This window comes from Glutamicibacter sp. 0426 (assembly GCF_001906485.1).
Classification (GTDB): domain Bacteria; phylum Actinomycetota; class Actinomycetes; order Actinomycetales; family Micrococcaceae; genus Glutamicibacter; species Glutamicibacter nicotianae.
The window spans coordinates 172930-189164 of sequence record NZ_MPBI01000006.1; the positions used below are offsets into that span (position 1 = coordinate 172930).

A 16235-nucleotide genomic window follows, 5' to 3' on the forward strand; every position below is an offset into this window, starting at 1 on the left:
GTTCAAAGGAGAACCCCCATGAAGAACATCGTGCGCAAGACCGCAGCCGTCACCGTCGGCCTGGCCCTGGTGCTGGGCACCGCCGCCTGCAACCGCGGCACCGAAGCCGAAGCCGGCTCGGCCACCTTGGCAGTGTCCACCCTGAACAACCCGTTCTTCGTCGACCTGCGCGATGGCGCCGAAGCCGAGGCCGAAGCCCAGGGCATCGACCTGTCGGTGGTCGACGCGCAGAACGACTCCGCAACCCAGGCCAACCAGCTGGCCACCGCCGCAACCAACGGTTCCGCCGGCCTGATCATCAACGCCGTGGACACCGAAACCGCCGAAGCCGGCCTGGCCCCGGTTGTCGAGGCCGGCCTGCCAATCGTTGCCGTGGACCGCGCCGTAGGCGACACCAAGATCGCTTCCTTCGTGGCGTCGGACAACGTGGCCGGCGGCGAGCAGGCAGCCAAGGCGCTGGCCGAGTCGCTGGACGGCCAGGGCAAGATCATCGTGCTCGAAGGCGTTCCCGGCGCTTCGGCAACCAACGAGCGCGGCGAAGGCTTCGACAAGGGCCTGGCCGAGTACAAGGACATCGAGGTCGTCTCCTCGCAGACCGCCAACTTCGACCGTGCCGAGGCATTGGACGTGGTCACCAACCTGATGCAGGCCAACCCGGATGCCACCGGCATCCTGGCGATGAACGACGAAATGGCTTTGGGCGCCATCCAGGCGCTGGGCGACAAGGCCGGCAAGGACGTCAAGGTAGTCGGCTTCGACGGCACCGAAGATGGCTTCAAGGCCGTCGAGGACGGCACCCTGGTTGCCACCATCGCGCAGAACCCTGCCGAGCTGGGCAAGCAGTCGGTGCAGATCCTGGCCAAGGCCATCAAGGGCGAGGAAGTCGAAGCCAACGTGCAGGTTGCCGTTGACACCGTCGACGAGAAGAACATCGCCGAGTACGCAGGCGAGTAATCTGCTTTCATAGCAGGAATCAAGCAGGACACCGGCACCCATCGGCCGCCGGGCAACGAGAACCAGGGGAATAACCATGCAGCAGCACATCCAGGTCACCATTGTGGGCTCAAGCAACGTGGACATCACCGCGTTGATGGCCCGCCTGCCCGGACCGGGAGAAACCGTGCTGGCAGATTCCTACCAGCTCTCGCCCGGCGGCAAGGGTGCCAACCAGGCGCTGGCCGCGGCCCTGGCCGGCGCCACCACCGAATTCATCGGCGCGGTCGGCAACGACTCGCACGCCGGCATCGCTTTGGGACAGCTTGAGGAAGCCGGCGTCAAGCTGGATCGCGTCACCCGCGCCAGCGAGCCGACCGGCGTCGCCATCATCCAGGTGGACTCCGCTGCGGAGAACTCCATCGCCGTGGTCTCCGGAGCCAACTCGACGGTCACCGGTGAGGCAGTGCAGGCCGCCGGGAGCATCGAGGGCATCCTGGTGCTGCAGGGGGAAATCCCTGCCTCGGGCATCAAGGCAGCCATGGATGCCGCCACCGACCGCATCGTGCTCAACCTGGCGCCGGTGATCGAATTGGACCGCGAGTACCTGCTCAAGGCCAACCCGCTGGTGGTCAACGAGCATGAGGCAGAGGCCGTGCTGCAGCAGCTGAACCCGAACCGGAAGATGAAGTTCGAAAACCATTATGAGCGCCTCGCCGGGATGCTGGTGGACGAAGGCATCGACAGCGTGGTGATCACCCTCGGCGCCAACGGCTGCCTGGTCGCCGACCGCGCCCCCTTGGAAAACGGCGGAGCGCAGGTTCGCGCGCTGCCCGCGGTAAAGGTCAAGGCCGTGGACACCACCGGTGCCGGCGACGCGTTCACCGGTGCGCTGGCCGCCCGCCTGGCCAATGGGGACGACTTGGCGCAGGCAGCGGAATTCGCCGGCAAGTTCGCGGCCCTGACGGTGCAGGCCCACGGAGCCCAGGCTTCCTACCCGCGTTCCCTGCAGAACCTCTAAGCCCCCTTATTCGAGCAAGACCTTAAGGAAGCCTCTGTGCTGAAATCCGAAATTCTCAACGCTCCGCTGCTGGCCGCCTTGGCCACCTGCGGGCACACTGACACCGTGGTGATCGCTGACTGCGGACTGCCGCTTCCACACGGCCCGCAGGTCATCGACCTGGCCCTGGTCCAGGGGGTGCTCAGCTTCGAGCAGGTGCTCGATGTCCTGTCCCGCAACCTGGTGATCGAGAACAGCACCTTGGCATCTGAAGCAGAGAATGGCCCCGTGCAGGAACTGTGCCGCACCAAGGGCCTGGATCCCCAGTTCATCTCCCATGAAGAGCTCAAGGCACAGCTGCCCCAGGCCAAGGTCATCGTGCGCACCGGCGAGGCGACCCCGTACGCCAACGTGATCCTGCACTGCGGTGTAGCTTTCTGATCAGCCAGCCGTGAGCCGGTGCCCGCCGCAAGTGCGGGCGCCGGCTTTCGCGTCCCAGCGGCTGCCTAGAATGGGATTATGGAGCACAGGAACCAGTCCGGAGAAAATGGCGAGCTGTTTTCCCGGATCGCGCCGGAAGCCGGGCTGCTGCTCGGAGCCGGCCGCGCCATTCTGCTCCAGTTGGCCCACCCGCAGATCGGACGGGCTATTGCCGAGCACTCGGGCTTCGCGGCCAACCCGCTGAGCCGGCTGGTCCATACCCTCGGGTACATCTATGCGCTGAGCAACGGCACGGCAGCACAGCAGCGAACCATCATCGATTACGTCAACGCGGCGCATCGGCCCGTGCGCGGAACGCGCTCGAACGGCATGCCCGCCTATTCAGCGCTGGATCCCAAGCTGCAATTGTGGGTAGCGGCCACGCTCTATGATTCGGCACGGACCATTGCCGGCCAGATCCTGGAAGAAAGCAAGAACGAGCAGGAAGAGCTCTACTCGCAGTACGCGCGGCTCGGCGATGCCTTGCAGATGCCGGGAGATTACTGGCCCAGGAACCTGAGCCGATTCGATGAATACTTTGCGCAGAACCTCGCCACGCTGCACGTCACCGAGCAGACCCGGGCGCTGGCCCGCGAGCTTTTCGAAGCCCTCAACGCTCCGTGGTGGATCCGGATGGGCATGCCGCTGATGCGGGATGTGACCATCGCGCAGCTGCCGGCCTCGGTGCGCGAGGACTTCGGCTATCGCCTCACCGGTACGGCCGCGAAGCGCAACGCCCGGGTGATCGCTGTTGCCAGGGTGGCCACGCGGATTCTGCCGCGGTTCATCCGGCATGCCCCGATGCGCCTGGTCTTGCGACGGGTCGAGAAAATGGCCCGTGCCGGCGGAAACTCACGTCCCTGACTTGTCCTGTGCATGGTCCGGGATCAGGATTCGTGGCAGCGCCAAGAGCAGGAACAAGGCCACCAGGATCAGCGGCCCGCCGACCCACGCCCCGATCTGCCAGCCGAAAAGAACTTGCAGCACAAACCAGACGCAGCCCGAGACCAGCAGTCCCACGCCAATGCCCACGATCTTGACGATGACATGTCCCAGGTTGACCGTCTGCTGCTTCAGCCGCTGGCCGAAGAAATAGCGGTGCACTGCCACGGGCGTGATCAGCAGCAGAATCAGCAAGGTGGCAGCGACCAGCAGGATGATGTAGACGATTTCGTCGGTGCGGCTGAGCATCTCGAATCGTGCCTGGAACGGCAGCACCACGAGGAAAGCTGCAAGGATCTGCACACCGGTTTGCATTACGCGCATCTCCTGCAGCAGCTCATTCCATTGCCGGTGCGGTGCGCCATCGCTGGTATCGGGGTGGGAACGCCCGGTCATAACTGTTCTCCTTGGCCTCAATCCGTCGGCTGGCTGAACCTGCCGACCCAAAATGACTATGCCAAGCAAAGCCGTTGCGGGCAAGAGGCTTTTAATCCACCGAGCCAAACTGTAGGCCGCGGCCAGTACATTGGGGAGCCCAGCCAGACTTGAACATTGGAGGACAAGATGGAAATCGAGAGCTCCGCTGGGAGCAGTTTCGACGTGTGGTCGATGCCCAGCCGCGGCTTGGCCTGGTGCGATTGCGGCAAAGGCCATGAACTCACGGAAAGCATCGTGTACCGGGCCTTCGGTGAAGCCGGATACGAACCAAGCAGGCCGCTGACGCACGAGCAGCTGGTCGACCTGATTGCCCAGGTGTGGCACTACTCGGAAGTCTGCCGGTTCTTCCACTTGGCAGTCGAGCAGGCGGCAACGCGCATCCATGGCAAAGTCGATGCGTACTACCCGCTGGATCACAGCATCGACATCGTTGGGTTATTCTCGAAAATCTGGCAAGGCTGCCCGGATGCGGCCTGCCAGGCCGAAGGGTGAGCCAGCGGCCGGCGAATTGAGCCGAGCGTGCACGGGCGCATAGTGTGGGGAAGATGAACAGCTTTGCATCCTCCCGGGCCCCTGCCGAGCACGACGGATTCATCCATGTGCGGGGCGCCAATGAGAACAACCTGGACAATGTCGAGGTGCGTATCCCGCGCGATGCCATTGTCGCCTTCACCGGGGTTTCCGGTTCCGGGAAATCCTCCCTGGCCTTCGGCACGATCTTCGCCGAATCCCAGCGCCGGTTCCTGGAGTCCGTGGCGCCCTACGCCCGAAGGCTCATCGCCCAGGGGCACACGCCCAAGGTGGAATTCATCTCCGGACTTCCACCGGCCGTGGCCCTGCAGCAACGGCGTGGCTCCGCCAGTTCGCGGTCCACGGTCGGAACCCTGACCACGCTGTCCAACTCGGTGCGCATGCTGTTCTCGCGCGCCGGCGACTACCCCGACGGGGCAGCACGCCTGGATTCGGACGCCTTTTCCACCAACACCGCAGCGGGTGCCTGCACGCACTGCCACGGTGCGGGGACGGTGCATTCGGTCAGCGAGGCCTCGCTGGTTCCAGATCCCTCACTGAGCATCAGGGACGGGGCAATTGCCGCCTGGCCGGGGGCCTGGCAGGGAAAGAACTTGCGGGACATCACCACGCACCTTGGCTACGACATCGACGTCCCGTTCCAGCAGCTGCCCGCTGAGGCACGGCAGTGGCTGCTGTTCACCGAGGAACAGCCCGTAGTGGAAGTGACCCCGGAACGCGACCGCGTGGCCAAACCCTACAAGGGACGGTTCTGGAGCGCCGAACGCTATGTCCGGCACACGGTCGCAACATCTAAAAGCGAAAACTTGCGCACCAAGGCGCTGGCGTTCATGCATTCGCAGGATTGCCCGGAATGCTCGGGGACGGGCTTCCGCCCCGACGCCCTGCAGGTCACCTTTGGCGGCCTGGATATTGCGCAATTCAACCGCAAGCCGCTCAGTTCGCTGGCGGGGCTCTTGCGCCCCTTCGCAGCCGAGGCCGGGACTGAAGCGCAGGCCGAAGTAGTGAGCACCATCAGCGCCGACCTGCTGGGCAGGGTCGAAGTGCTGGTGGAGCTCGGGCTGGGCTACCTGAGCCTGGACCGTGGCACGCCGACGCTGTCGCCGGGGGAGATGCAGCGCTTGCGTATTGCCACCCAGCTGCGCGCAGGCTTGTTCGGCGTCATCTACGTGCTCGATGAGCCATCCGCAGGGCTGCACCCGGCCGATGTGCAGCCGCTGATCGAGGTGCTCGATGCGCTCAAGGCCGAAGGCAACTCGGTGTTCGTGGTGGAGCACAACATGGATGTGGTCAGCCGTGCGCAGTGGATTGTCGACGTCGGGCCGGGTGCGGGCAGCAACGGCGGGCAGGTGCTCTACAGCGGAGAAGTCGCCGGCCTGTCCGAAATCGAAGCATCCGTGACCCGGCGTTTCCTGGATCCGGGGCCGGCGCCGCGGCGCGAGCAGCGTGAACCCGGTGGATGGGTGCGCCTTCGCGGAGTGGAACTGCACAACCTTGCGGGAGTGGATGCGGCGTTCCCGCTGGGAGTCTTCTGTTCGGTCACCGGTGTGTCCGGCTCCGGAAAGTCCAGCCTGGTCTGCGGGGCCCTGGCCCAGGCTGCGGGCGGCCCAGTGGCCGAAGCGGAAGAGCTTGAGGTGGCAACGGAACGCGCGGTGATCGCCGAGGTGACCGGGGCACAGCAGCTCAGCCGGGTGGTGCTGATGGACCAGAAACCCATCGGACGCACCCCGAGATCCAATGTCGCCACCTACACGGGCCTGTTCGATGCGGTCCGCAAGGCGTTTTCCGAACTGCCGCTGTCCAGGGAACGCGGCTACAGTGCTGGCCGGTTCTCCTTCAATGTCGCCGGCGGACGCTGCGAAACCTGCCAAGGCGAAGGCTATCTGGAAATCGAGTTGCTCTTCCTGCCCGGGACCTATGGGCCATGCCCCGAATGCCACGGAGCCCGGTACAACGAGCAGACCCTTGAGGTCGAGTACCGGGGCAAGAACATTGCCCAGATCCTTGAGCTGGATGTGAGCGAAGCCGAGGAATTCCTCTCCGGGATTCCTGCGGCGGCGCGGGCGCTGGCTACCCTGCGCGAAGTCGGCCTCGGCTACCTGCAGCTAGGCCAGCCAGCTACCGAAATGTCAGGTGGCGAGGCCCAGCGCATCAAGCTGGCCACTGAGCTGCAGCGGCAGCGCCGTGGGCACACGCTCTACCTGCTCGATGAACCGACCACCGGTTTGCACCCTGCCGACGTGCAGCTGCTGGTATCGCAGCTGCAGCAGCTCGTCGACCAAGGCAACACCGTTATCGTGGTGGAGCACCAGATGGATGTGGTGGCCGCCAGCGACTGGGTGATTGACATGGGACCTGCCGGCGGAGATGGCGGCGGGCGCATTGTTGCCGAGGGGACCCCGACGCAGGTGGCGCACAACAAGGCCAGCCGGACTGCGCAATATCTTGCGCGCCGGCTGGCCTTGTGAAGCTGGATTACTTGCTGTTCAGCAGTGCGTGCGGCGGGGTCTGCACCCCGTCGGCCACTGCCGCGGCAGGGTCATCACCCAGGTGGATGATCCGGTTATCGGCATCCACATGCACCACGCTGGGCACGTAGCTGCGCGCCTCGGCATCTTCCATCTGCGCGTAGCTGATCAGGATGACCAGATCCCCTGGGTGCACCAGGTGCGCGGCCGCGCCGTTGATGCCGATAACCCCGCTGCCAGGCTCGCCGGCAATGGTGTAGGTTTCCAGACGTGCGCCGTTGGTGATGTCGACGATGCTGACCAGTTCACCGGGCAGGATATCCGAGGCTTCGAGCAGCTCGGAGTCAACGGTGACCGAGCCTACGTAGTGCAGGTCAGCCTGGGTGACAGTCGCCCGGTGGATCTTGGACTTGAACATGGTGCGTTGCATTAGATGATTCTTTCACGCGAGGTAAGTGGTTTCCCGGTATCCAAGTTTACGCCCCTTGCCCGCAGAAGCCCCAGCAATGTCCGGCACCCCACACAGTTGTCCTCGAACAGCTACTTCGCCAGATGGGTTTCCAGCACGCGATGCACTTCGCCGGTGGCCAGCAATTCGCAGGCCGCTTCCAGCTCGGCAGAGAGGAAACGGTCTTCGCCTGGACCTGCGACCTTGGTGCGCAGCAGCTCCAGCACGGCACCGGTGGCCGGCCCCGGCTGCAATGGCTTGCGCAGGTCCAGCGCACGGCCGGCAATCAGCATTTCAATGGCGAGGATGCGGCGCAGGTTGCCTACCGCGGTGCGCAATTTGCGGGCCGCATGCCAGCCCAGGGAAACATGGTCCTCCTGCATTGCCGATGACGGGATGGAATCCACGCTCGCCGGTACGGCCAAGCGCTTATTCTCGGCAACCAATCCCGCCTGGGTGTACTGGGCGATCATCATGCCCGAGTCCACGCCCGGGTCATCGGCAAGGAAAGCCGGCAGGTCGCGGGACCGGGCAGGGTCGAGCATGCGGTCGGTTCGGCGTTCGGCGATGGAGCCCAGATCGGCAACCGCGATGGCCAAGAAGTCCAGGACATAGGCGACCGGAGCGCCATGGAAGTTGCCGTTGGAGGTGACCTCGCCCGAAGGCAGCACGACTGGGTTGTCGATGGCCGCCGCCAGTTCGCGGGTGGCAACCAGGCGTGCGTGGGCGATGGTGTCGCGCACTGCGCCGGTCACCTGCGGGGAGCAGCGCAGCGAGTAGGCATCCTGCACCCGGCCATCGCCTTCGCGGTGCGAGGCGACAATGGGGGAACCGGAAAGGAAGTTGTACATGTTCGCCGCGCTGCGGCCCTGTCCCGGGTGCGGGCGCAGCGGCTCGTGCAGTTCGGCGCGGAAGACCTGGTCGGTGCCCATCTGGGCTTCGACGCTCATGGCGGCGGTGGCATCGGCAATGTCTGCGAGCTCTTCGAGATCCGCCAACGCCATCAGCAGCTGGCCGAGCATGCCGTCCGTGCCGTTGACCAGCGCCAGGCCTTCCTTCTCCGCCAGTTCCACAGGTTCCAGTCCTGCCTCTGCGAGGAGTTCCGGCACGGGGCGCTGTACGCCCTCGCGGTCGGTGGCTTCGCCTTCGCCCATCAGCACCAGGGCACAGTGGGAGAGCGGGGCAAGGTCGCCCGAGCAGCCCAGCGAACCGTATTCACGCACTACCGGGGTGATGCCAGCGTTGAGCAGTCCAACCATGGTCTCCAGCACGACCGGGCGTACGCCGGTGCGGCCGGATGCCAGGGTCTTGGCGCGCAGGAACATCAGCGCACGCACCACTTCGCGCTCCACCGGTTCCCCCATGCCGGCTGCGTGCGAGCGGATCAGCGAACGCTGCAGCTTCGCGCGGTCCTCGGGCGCGATATGGCGGGTAGCCAAGGCGCCGAAACCGGTGGAAATGCCATAGACCGGGGTGTCGGCCGAGGCGAGGGCATCGATGTGGGCGCGAACCGTGGCCAGTTCTTCGAGGACCTGGGGCGCGATGCGGATCTGCGCGTTGTGCCGGGCTACCGCAATCACGTCATCGGCGGTTGCTCCAGTAAGGTCCAGGGTGACGAGTGGGGAAGCAGTCATGATGTTCAATCCGTTCTTTGCGCTGCAATGAGGTCTCTAATTTCCATTGTTCGGCAGATCGGGATGGCACGGCATCGATAATCGGGTCATCTGTCCGAAATGCCAGACAGTGCCACGGAGGCAGAAGGGAACGGACCGCAATTGGCATGCCAATCGCGGTCCGTTGAAAATTCCGGGTTCTAGAAGGTGATGCCTTCGAAGGCGTCCTCGCCGAACTTGTTCGACGAACCGTTGTCAGTGAACTTGGCGTTCTCGTTGAGGGATGCGGCCGAATTGCCGATGCCGCTAAAAGCTACCTGCTTGATGTTCTTGACCGCTGCGATATTTCCGTTGCCGCTTAGCTCGAGGTTCGTGATGTGCGGAGCGACGATCATGTTTCCGTCTCCAGAGACGGTGACGTTTTCACAATCACCGACGAGCTTGAGCATTTGGCCCATGTCGGCGATATCCATGCTGCCCGTGCATCTGACTTCGGTCGCTTGCGCATCGAGGAAATCATAGACGGACTGGAACGTGCTGTCCGCAGGTGATTTCGGAACATTAGGCGTGCCGGTAGCCGCGCCTTCCGAGGCCTTGGCGCTCGGGGTGACGGTACCTTCAATGGGACCAGCATTCTCCGGAGCCTTGGTCTCTTCGCTGGAGGATTCAATGCTCACGCAACCTGACAGCGCTACGGCAAGGAATCCAACCGCCAGCGGGCCAGCGAAGCGATTGGCAATTTTCGAGAACATTTACATCCTGTCAGTCGAACGGGCCAGCACATTCGGATACACGGTGCCTATATCCATTCTGCGTCGAACAGCAATTAATAACCAACGGGAGTGGCAGAGGAACGAACGAATATTCTCTAATGGTTATTGGCAGGTCCGAGACCAAACGCGAGAAGATCTGCTGGCGATTCTGCGTCGCAAAAAGAATAATCGCTTCACCACTTGCCCGGTGCAAGCGGTGAAGCGATTACAAGTGCCCAACTGGAGAATGGGCCACAATTCCGCGTGGCAGGAGTGTCTGCCAAGCTGCAAGCTCCCTAGAACCCCTTTTCCTGTTCTTGGGAACCAAACTGGCTTTCATTGTTGCCGTACGCCTGGCCAGACCGGCTGTCGCCCAGGGATTCCTGCCCCGGGTCGCTGCCGTAAGGCTGGCCCTCGTCCTTTCCGAATGATTCTTGGCCGGACTCTTCACCGTGACCGTAGGATTCTCCTTGGCTTTCGCCGCCGTATGATTCCTGGCCGGATTCGTTTCCGCTTCCAAAGGACTGCTGTTCTGACGGCTGTCTTTCAAATCCGCCATTGCTTCCTGAATCGAAATCTGAATTGGACTGGCTCTCGTAGCCTTCAGATTCGTTGTTGTCGAAGTTCCCGAACTGCTCGTTTGCATCCTGCTCAGACATGTCGTCCTCCGTGGATCGGTGATTCCTGACGTGCCTAGGGCTAGGTGCCTGAAGGTGCCTGCTCAAGCTTTCCGGGAAGCTCTGAGCAGCTGGCAACCTGCAGTTAATGCAATCCCCATGCAACTTGCAGAGACTCCGTGAATCCGAATGGCAGGCAGCATGGCTCGCGCTGGGATTGCAGGAGAATCTCGGCACGAGAGAAGAGAAAGCTGGACGTTGCCCGAAAGAAAGATCCACTCGTTCGGAATCGGGGTGCCAAGTCGATAGTGTCAAAAGCGGGACACCGAGAAAGGTCTTGCCCCAAGCGTCCATGACAACGTAAGGAGAAGCATTGGCTAATTCGAAGAATACTCCAGCGAAGAAAACCGATCGCGAGAACGCAGAGAATGGCTTCGTGGCACCGGAGGTGCTGCGCGATTCCTTGCAGACCGTGCTGGTCCAGCTGCTGGATCTGCAGTTGGTAGGCAAGCAGATCCACTGGAATGTTGTCGGTCCCAACTTCCGCGACCTGCATCAGAACCTTGACGAAATCGTTGATATCGCACGTCGCGGTTCCGACGAAATCGCCGAGCGGATGCGCGCATTGCATGCCACTCCCGATGGACTGGCGGCAACGGTCACAAAGTACACCAAGTTGGAACAACCGGTGAACACCGAAATCCTGACGACTAATGCAGTGGACATGGTTGTCAAGGCGTTGCAGACAACCGTGGGCGTCATGCGCGAGGTCCATGATCCGGTAGACGAGGCGGATCCAACTACGGCCGACATCCTGCACCAGTACATTGCGGATCTGGAGCAGCAGGCATGGTTCATCAGTGCCGAAACCCGCAAGCCATAGTGCCGGAAGTGATGACCAGCAATTAGATGACAATAGCTTGAGGCGCCACCTCGGTGGCGCCTCAAGCTGATTCAAAAGGGTGCTACTTCTCCTGCGCTGCCATCGGAATGCGCACTCCGCGCTCGGCGGCGACCTCGGCGGCACGTTCGTATCCGGCATCCACGTGGCGGATGACGCCCATGCCCGGATCATTGGTGAGCAGCGCTTCGAGCTTCGCGGCAGCCAGTTCGCTGCCATCAGCCAAGGAAACCTGGCCGGCGTGGATGGAACGGCCCATGCCGACGCCGCCGCCATGATGGATCGATACCCACGAGGCACCGGAGCTGGTGGCGGTCAGCGCGTTCAGCAGCGGCCAGTCGGCCACGGCATCGCTGCCGTCCTTCATGGCCTCGGTTTCGCGGTATGGCGATGCTACCGAACCTGAATCCAGGTGGTCGCGTCCGATCACGATCGGTGCGGACACCTTGCCTTCGGCCACCAGCTGATTGAACAGCAAGCCCGCCTTGTGGCGCTCGCCGTAGCCCAGCCAGCAGATTCGTGCCGGCAGGCCTTCGAATTCCACATGCTTCTCGGCGGCATCAAGCCAGCGGTGCAGGTGCTCGTTCTCCGGGAACAATTCCTTCAGCGCCTGGTCGGTGACCTTGATGTCTTCCGGATCTCCGGACAGCGCCACCCAGCGGAATGGGCCCAGCCCCTCGCAGAACAGCGGGCGGATGTAGGCCGGGACGAAGCCCGGGAATTCGAAGGCGCGGGTGAAGCCGCCCTTGCGAGCCTCGTCGCGGATCGAGTTGCCGTAGTCGAAGACCTCGGCGCCTGCCTCCTGGAACCCGACCATGGCCTCGACATGCGCGGCCATTGCGGCCTGCGACTTCTTGGTGAAGCCCACCGGATCCGCTTCGGCCTCGGCGTGCCACTGCTCCATGGTGAATTCCACCGGCAGGTAGCTCAGCGGATCGTGGGCGCTGGTCTGGTCGGTGACGATGTCGAAGGCGAATTCACCGGCTTCGTGGCGCTTGAGCAGTGCCGGGAAAACCTCCGCGGCGTTGCCGACGTAGCCAACGGACAGCGGACGTCCCTCGGACTTGGCCGCCAGCACCTTCTCCAGCGCCTTGTCCAGATCCAGCTCGACTTCGTCGAGGTAGCGCTTGGATGCACGGCGGCGCAGGCGGGTTTCATCGACGTCGACAATCAGCACGGCACCGCCATTGAGGGTTACCGCAAGCGGCTGGGCGCCGCCCATTCCGCCGCAACCGCCGGTCAGGGTCAAGGTACCGGCCAGCGTGCCGTTGAAGCGCTTCTTGGCGATCGCGGCGAAGGTCTCGTAGGTGCCCTGCAAGATGCCCTGGGTGCCAATGTAGATCCAGGAGCCGGCGGTCATCTGGCCATACATCATCAGGCCTTCTGCTTCGAGCTTGCGGAAGTGCTCCCAGTCGGCCCAGTCGCCCACGAGGTTGGAGTTGGCAATCAGCACCCGCGGCGCCCACTTGTTGGTCTTGAAGACGCCCACGGGCTTGCCGGACTGCACCAGCAGCGTTTCGTTCTCTTCCAGGTCCTTGAGCGTCTCGACAATGGCGTCGAATGCTTCCCAGGAACGGGCCGCCTTGCCGGTTCCGCCGTAGACCACGAGATCCTCGGGTCGTTCGGCGACTTCCGGATCCAAGTTGTTCATCAGCATGCGCAGTGGGGCCTCGGTGGCCCAGGATTTGGCGGTCAGTTCGGTGCCGCGCGGGGCGCGGACGACACGTGGTTCGTGGCTCATGGCAATTCCTTACGATGTAACGTAGCTAACTGATTCCATCATTGGCCATGAGCCATGGGTTGGACACCGGAGAATCGGCAGAGCTGTCCGGTATTTCAGATTCATAGGAATTTACGGGTGCGTCCAGCTGCTAGCTGGCTCAGATCAGCGCCAGCGCGCTACGCTCGATTTCCTGCGGACTCAGCGCCTGGCTGACGGCGATCATGCTGGCTCCACGCAGGGCACCAGCCTCCCAGCTGCGCGATGTGCGGATCTGCAGATGCTGGGTCGATAGCGGGGCTCCGCGCTGGTAAACCACTTCGCGGATGCCTGCCAGCAGGTGCTCTCCGGCGGCAGAGATCCGTCCGCCCACCACGATCAGCGATGGGTTCAGCAGGCTCACGCTAGCAGCCAAAACTTCGCCCAAATCGCGCCCGGCCTGGCGTACCGCGCGGATCGCCTGGATGTTCCCCGAATTCACCAGGCCAACCACATCCATGTTGCTGTTGGCCTCGATGCCTTCTGAGCGCAGCGCGGCGGCAATCATGGGCCCGGAGGCCAGGGCTTCCAGGCAGCCTTCATTGCCGCAGTGGCAGAAGATGCCGTCGCCGCGGCGAATGCGCACGTGCCCGATATCGCCGGCGGTGCCTTGCGCCCCGCGCTGCAGCAGTCCTCCGGAGATGATGCCGGAGCCGATGCCGGTGGCCAGCTTGACGAAGATGAAGTCCTCGCTGCCGGACTCCAGCTGATCTTTCTCGCCAATGGCCATCAGGTTCACGTCATTATCCACGACAACCAGGGCATCCAGATACTGCTGGAACCAGGCAGGGATGTCGAAATCGTCCCATCCGGGCATGATCGGCGGATTGGCCGGCCGGCCGGTCTCGAAATTCACCGGTCCCGGCACGCCCATGCCGACGGCAATGACGTCTTCGCGGTCGCGGTCCAAGGAAACCAGTAATTCCTTGGCCAGATCCATGGCAGTTTGCAAGATCTCTTCAGGTCCATCGGCGAAGGAAATGGGTGTCTGGGATTGCACCAGGGGAGTGCAGGCAAGGTCGGAAAGCGCAACGCGCAGGTGGCTGGCTCCCAAATCGATGGCCAGCACCAATCGGGCGTCGGGGAGCAATGAGAGCCGTTGGGGAGGGCGACCGCCGGTGGAGGCGCCATCGGCGATCGCGCCGATCAGGCCGAGGTGGATGAGCACATCCAGACGTTCTTGAAGGGTGGAACGAGCCATGCCGGTCAGTGCGGCAAGGTCGGTGCGGCTGTGCGGGGCGCCGTCCATGAACAGTTGCAGGACCTCGCCGGCACCACTGGCGCCACGGGCGAACTGCAGGCTTTGGGGGCTCGAAGGATTGGCCATGAACCCAGTAAAACACAGCAGTGGACGAGACAGAGAAACACTTTAAAAGAATGTCGACATACTTCTATTGACTATCGACATAAGTAAAACTAGTCTCAGTGTGTGACGCACGTCATGATCATCCGGATCGCACCCACCACTTCATCCAGGAGACGCCTTTGCCTGCCCACGACCTATCAATCCAGCTGTACACGCTGCGCGAGCACATCGCAGATGACCTTAAAGCGACCCTTCAACGGGTAGCCGGCATCGGCTACACGCAGGTTGAGCCCTACAACTTCGTGGCTCGCTCCGACGAGTATGCCCAGGCGCTGGCCGAGAATCAGCTCAGCGCACCCACTGCCCACGCGCCATTGCTCTCTTCGGACTACGACGAGGTCTTCGTGGCCGCAGGAAAACTCGGCATCACCACCGTTATCGATCCGTTCATCCCGGCCGAGCAGTGGCAGGATGCCAAATCCATTCGCGCCATCGCGGACAAGCTCAACGCAGCCGCCAGGCTGGGTGGCGAATACGGCATCAAGGTCGGGTACCACAACCACGACTGGGAAATCTCCAGCAAGATCAATGGCGCAACAGCACTGGAATACCTCGCCAGCCTGCTGGACCCGGACGTCGCGCTGGAAGTGGACACCTACTGGGCTGCCGTGGGCGGCGCCGATGTGCTCCAGCTGCTTGAATCACTCGCTCCCCGCGTCGTGGCCCTGCATATCAAGGACGGGCCGAAGTCGAAGAATCACAAGGAACAGGTCGCAGTCGGGAGTGGCTCCATGCCGATCGACCAGATCATCGGTGCCACCAGCGGCCTGCTGCATGTGGTGGAACTCGATGACTTCGCCGGTGATATCTTCCAGGCCGTGACCCAAAGCCGAGACTACCTGGTAACCGAAAGGAACTAGTGCAGATGGAATCCCAGAACCAGCCTATGGGCGTGGGCATTGTCGGCGCCGGCACGATCAGCGACCAGTATCTGGAGAATCTCACCGCATTCCCGGATCTCGCGGTACGATTCATCGCCGACCTCGATACCCAACGCGCAGCAAGCCAAGCGCGCAAATGGTCTGTTGAAGCCTCGGGAACCTATGCGGAATTGCTGGCCCGCGACGACATCCAGATCGTCGTGAACCTGACCATCCCGGCGGTCCATGTCGAGGTGGCGTTGCAGGCGGTAGCCGCCGGCAAGCACGTATGGGGCGAGAAGCCCTACGCGCTGGACCGCGAATCCGGGCGGCAGCTGGCTTCAGCAGCCAAGGCGGCAGGCGTCCGGGTTGCCGTGGCTCCAGACACCATCTTGGGTGCGGGCGTCCAGAGCGGCCTGCGGCAGATCGAAAGCGGCGCCATCGGCACCCCGCTCACGGGACTGGCTATCTTCCAAGGCCCGGGACCAGAATCCTGGCACCACAGCCCCGAATTCCTCTTCGCCCACGGCGCTGGACCGCTCTTCGATCTCGGCCCCTACTACCTGACCACCCTGGTGCGGGTTTTCGGCCCGGTCGCCAAGGTCGCCGCCTTGGGTTCCCAGGCCAGGGCGCAACGCGTCATCGGTGCCGGTCCGAAGGCTGGAACCAGTTTCCCGGTCCAAGTTCCAACCCACGTCTCAGCGTTGCTCTCCTTTGAATCCGGGGCCAGTGCCCAGTGCATCTTCAGCTTCGACTCAAAGCTGAAGCGTGCAGGATTCGTGGAGATCTCGGGAACAGAAGGCACCGCGCAGCTTCCGGATCCCAACGAATTCACCGGGGACACCATCCTCCATTTGGCGGACCAGGAACCGAGTGTTGTCGTAGCCCAAGGATCCCGATACGGGCGCGGCACGGGCGTTGCCGAACTGGCCCAAGCCATCCGCGAGGGCCGCAAGGAACGCGTGCCAGGCGAATTGGCGTTCCATGTCCTGGACATCATGGTCAGTGTCGCAGAAGCCATCGAGTCGGGAGCATTCGTCGAGGTGGCCTCGACCGTCGAGCCCATCGAGTTGCTGGACCCGGCCTGGGACCCTTCGGCCCCCAGCATCCTTGCCTGAATCCTGCCC

General features: G+C 63.1%; 16 protein-coding genes. 9 read left to right on the forward strand and 7 right to left on the reverse strand.

Annotated elements, in window-relative coordinates; genetic code table 11:
• The first annotated feature begins 18 nt into the window (after window positions 1–18).
• From BKX98_RS14905 to BKX98_RS14920, 4 genes are all read left to right on the forward strand, one after another.
• Window positions 19–954 (forward strand): substrate-binding domain-containing protein, encoded by a 936-nt coding sequence (locus tag BKX98_RS14905; RefSeq protein ID WP_073707838.1) that lies wholly within the window; start codon window positions 19–21, stop codon window positions 952–954.
• 76 nt (window positions 955–1030) lie between these two features.
• Complete coding sequence (locus BKX98_RS14910; RefSeq protein ID WP_073707839.1) at window positions 1031–1954, forward strand: ribokinase; 924 nt, start codon at window positions 1031–1033, stop codon at window positions 1952–1954.
• Between the two features lie 36 nt (window positions 1955–1990).
• Window positions 1991–2374 (forward strand): D-ribose pyranase, encoded by a 384-nt coding sequence (gene rbsD, locus BKX98_RS14915; RefSeq protein ID WP_038990905.1) that lies wholly within the window; start codon window positions 1991–1993, stop codon window positions 2372–2374.
• Window positions 2375–2452: 78 nt separating this feature from the next.
• Window positions 2453–3277, forward strand: coding sequence for an oxygenase MpaB family protein (locus tag BKX98_RS14920; protein WP_073707840.1), 825 nt, complete (start codon window positions 2453–2455; stop codon window positions 3275–3277).
• On the opposite strand, the gene BKX98_RS14925 is transcribed toward BKX98_RS14920, so the two are convergent.
• Entirely contained in the window at window positions 3266–3751 is a 486-nt protein-coding gene (locus BKX98_RS14925; protein ID WP_038990906.1) for a DUF6328 family protein, read from the reverse strand. The genes BKX98_RS14920 and BKX98_RS14925 overlap by 12 nt on opposite strands.
• A gap of 168 nt (window positions 3752–3919) precedes the next feature.
• Here BKX98_RS14925 and BKX98_RS14930 point away from each other — a divergent pair, with 168 nt between their 5' ends.
• Both BKX98_RS14930 and BKX98_RS14935 read left to right on the forward strand, forming a co-directional pair.
• The gene (locus BKX98_RS14930; RefSeq protein ID WP_143181149.1) at window positions 3920–4285 is read left to right on the forward strand and encodes a hypothetical protein; all 366 of its coding nucleotides are present in this window, start codon (window positions 3920–3922) and stop codon (window positions 4283–4285) included.
• Window positions 4286–4338: 53 nt separating this feature from the next.
• A complete protein-coding gene (locus BKX98_RS14935) occupies window positions 4339–6792 on the forward strand; it encodes an excinuclease ABC subunit UvrA (RefSeq protein WP_073707842.1) in 2454 nt (817 codons plus the stop codon).
• 7 nt (window positions 6793–6799) lie between these two features.
• Here BKX98_RS14935 and panD read toward each other — a convergent pair whose 3' ends face one another.
• The 4 genes from panD to BKX98_RS14955 form a co-directional block, all read right to left on the reverse strand.
• Complete coding sequence (panD, locus tag BKX98_RS14940) at window positions 6800–7222, reverse strand: aspartate 1-decarboxylase (RefSeq protein WP_073707843.1); 423 nt, start codon at window positions 7220–7222, stop codon at window positions 6800–6802.
• 110 nt (window positions 7223–7332) lie between these two features.
• Window positions 7333–8874, reverse strand: a complete 1542-nt coding sequence (hutH, locus tag BKX98_RS14945) for a histidine ammonia-lyase (RefSeq protein WP_073707844.1) — start codon at window positions 8872–8874, stop codon at window positions 7333–7335.
• A gap of 179 nt (window positions 8875–9053) precedes the next feature.
• The gene (locus BKX98_RS14950) at window positions 9054–9605 is read right to left on the reverse strand and encodes a DUF3060 domain-containing protein (protein ID WP_038990911.1); all 552 of its coding nucleotides are present in this window, start codon (window positions 9603–9605) and stop codon (window positions 9054–9056) included.
• A gap of 296 nt (window positions 9606–9901) precedes the next feature.
• Entirely contained in the window at window positions 9902–10264 is a 363-nt protein-coding gene (locus BKX98_RS14955) for a hypothetical protein (protein WP_073707845.1), read from the reverse strand.
• Between the two features lie 331 nt (window positions 10265–10595).
• Between BKX98_RS14955 and BKX98_RS14960 the strand changes: the two genes are divergently transcribed.
• A complete protein-coding gene (locus BKX98_RS14960; RefSeq protein WP_038990915.1) occupies window positions 10596–11105 on the forward strand; it encodes a Dps family protein in 510 nt (169 codons plus the stop codon).
• An 82-nt stretch (window positions 11106–11187) separates the two neighbouring features.
• Here the strand turns inward: BKX98_RS14960 and hutU are convergent, their stop codons facing one another.
• Both hutU and BKX98_RS14970 read right to left on the reverse strand, forming a co-directional pair.
• Window positions 11188–12864 carry a urocanate hydratase gene (gene hutU / locus BKX98_RS14965; protein WP_038990917.1) on the reverse strand — a complete coding sequence of 559 codons (1677 nt, stop codon included), beginning with the start codon at window positions 12862–12864 and terminating at the stop codon, window positions 11188–11190.
• Between the two features lie 139 nt (window positions 12865–13003).
• Window positions 13004–14209, reverse strand: a complete 1206-nt coding sequence (locus BKX98_RS14970) for an ROK family transcriptional regulator (protein ID WP_073707846.1) — start codon at window positions 14207–14209, stop codon at window positions 13004–13006.
• A gap of 158 nt (window positions 14210–14367) precedes the next feature.
• Between BKX98_RS14970 and BKX98_RS14975 the strand changes: the two genes are divergently transcribed.
• Both BKX98_RS14975 and BKX98_RS14980 read left to right on the forward strand, forming a co-directional pair.
• Window positions 14368–15108: a sugar phosphate isomerase/epimerase gene (locus tag BKX98_RS14975; protein WP_073707847.1), complete on the forward strand. Its 741-nt coding sequence runs from the start codon at window positions 14368–14370 to the stop codon at window positions 15106–15108.
• 5 nt (window positions 15109–15113) lie between these two features.
• Window positions 15114–16226: a Gfo/Idh/MocA family protein gene (locus tag BKX98_RS14980; RefSeq protein WP_073707873.1), complete on the forward strand. Its 1113-nt coding sequence runs from the start codon at window positions 15114–15116 to the stop codon at window positions 16224–16226.
• Window positions 16227–16235 lie beyond the last annotated feature (9 nt).

Excerpts from the sequence above, each read along its gene's own strand:
- BKX98_RS14905 (WP_073707838.1), top strand. The coding sequence starts at position 19 with ATGAAGAACATCGTGCGCAAGACCGCAGCCGTCACCGTCGGCCTGGCC.
- BKX98_RS14910 (WP_073707839.1), top strand. The coding sequence starts at position 1,031 with ATGCAGCAGCACATCCAGGTCACCATTGTGGGCTCAAGCAACGTGGAC.
- BKX98_RS14920 (WP_073707840.1), top strand. The coding sequence starts at position 2,453 with ATGGAGCACAGGAACCAGTCCGGAGAAAATGGCGAGCTGTTTTCCCGG.
- BKX98_RS14925 (WP_038990906.1), bottom strand. The coding sequence starts at position 3,751 with ATGACCGGGCGTTCCCACCCCGATACCAGCGATGGCGCACCGCACCGG.
- BKX98_RS14930 (WP_143181149.1), top strand. The coding sequence starts at position 3,920 with ATGGAAATCGAGAGCTCCGCTGGGAGCAGTTTCGACGTGTGGTCGATG.
- BKX98_RS14935 (WP_073707842.1), top strand. The coding sequence starts at position 4,339 with ATGAACAGCTTTGCATCCTCCCGGGCCCCTGCCGAGCACGACGGATTC.
- panD (WP_073707843.1), bottom strand. The coding sequence starts at position 7,222 with ATGCAACGCACCATGTTCAAGTCCAAGATCCACCGGGCGACTGTCACC.
- hutH (WP_073707844.1), bottom strand. The coding sequence starts at position 8,874 with ATGACTGCTTCCCCACTCGTCACCCTGGACCTTACTGGAGCAACCGCC.
- BKX98_RS14950 (WP_038990911.1), bottom strand. The coding sequence starts at position 9,605 with ATGTTCTCGAAAATTGCCAATCGCTTCGCTGGCCCGCTGGCGGTTGGA.
- BKX98_RS14955 (WP_073707845.1), bottom strand. The coding sequence starts at position 10,264 with ATGTCTGAGCAGGATGCAAACGAGCAGTTCGGGAACTTCGACAACAAC.
- hutU (WP_038990917.1), bottom strand. The coding sequence starts at position 12,864 with ATGAGCCACGAACCACGTGTCGTCCGCGCCCCGCGCGGCACCGAACTG.
- BKX98_RS14970 (WP_073707846.1), bottom strand. The coding sequence starts at position 14,209 with ATGGCCAATCCTTCGAGCCCCCAAAGCCTGCAGTTCGCCCGTGGCGCC.
- BKX98_RS14980 (WP_073707873.1), top strand. The coding sequence starts at position 15,114 with ATGGAATCCCAGAACCAGCCTATGGGCGTGGGCATTGTCGGCGCCGGC.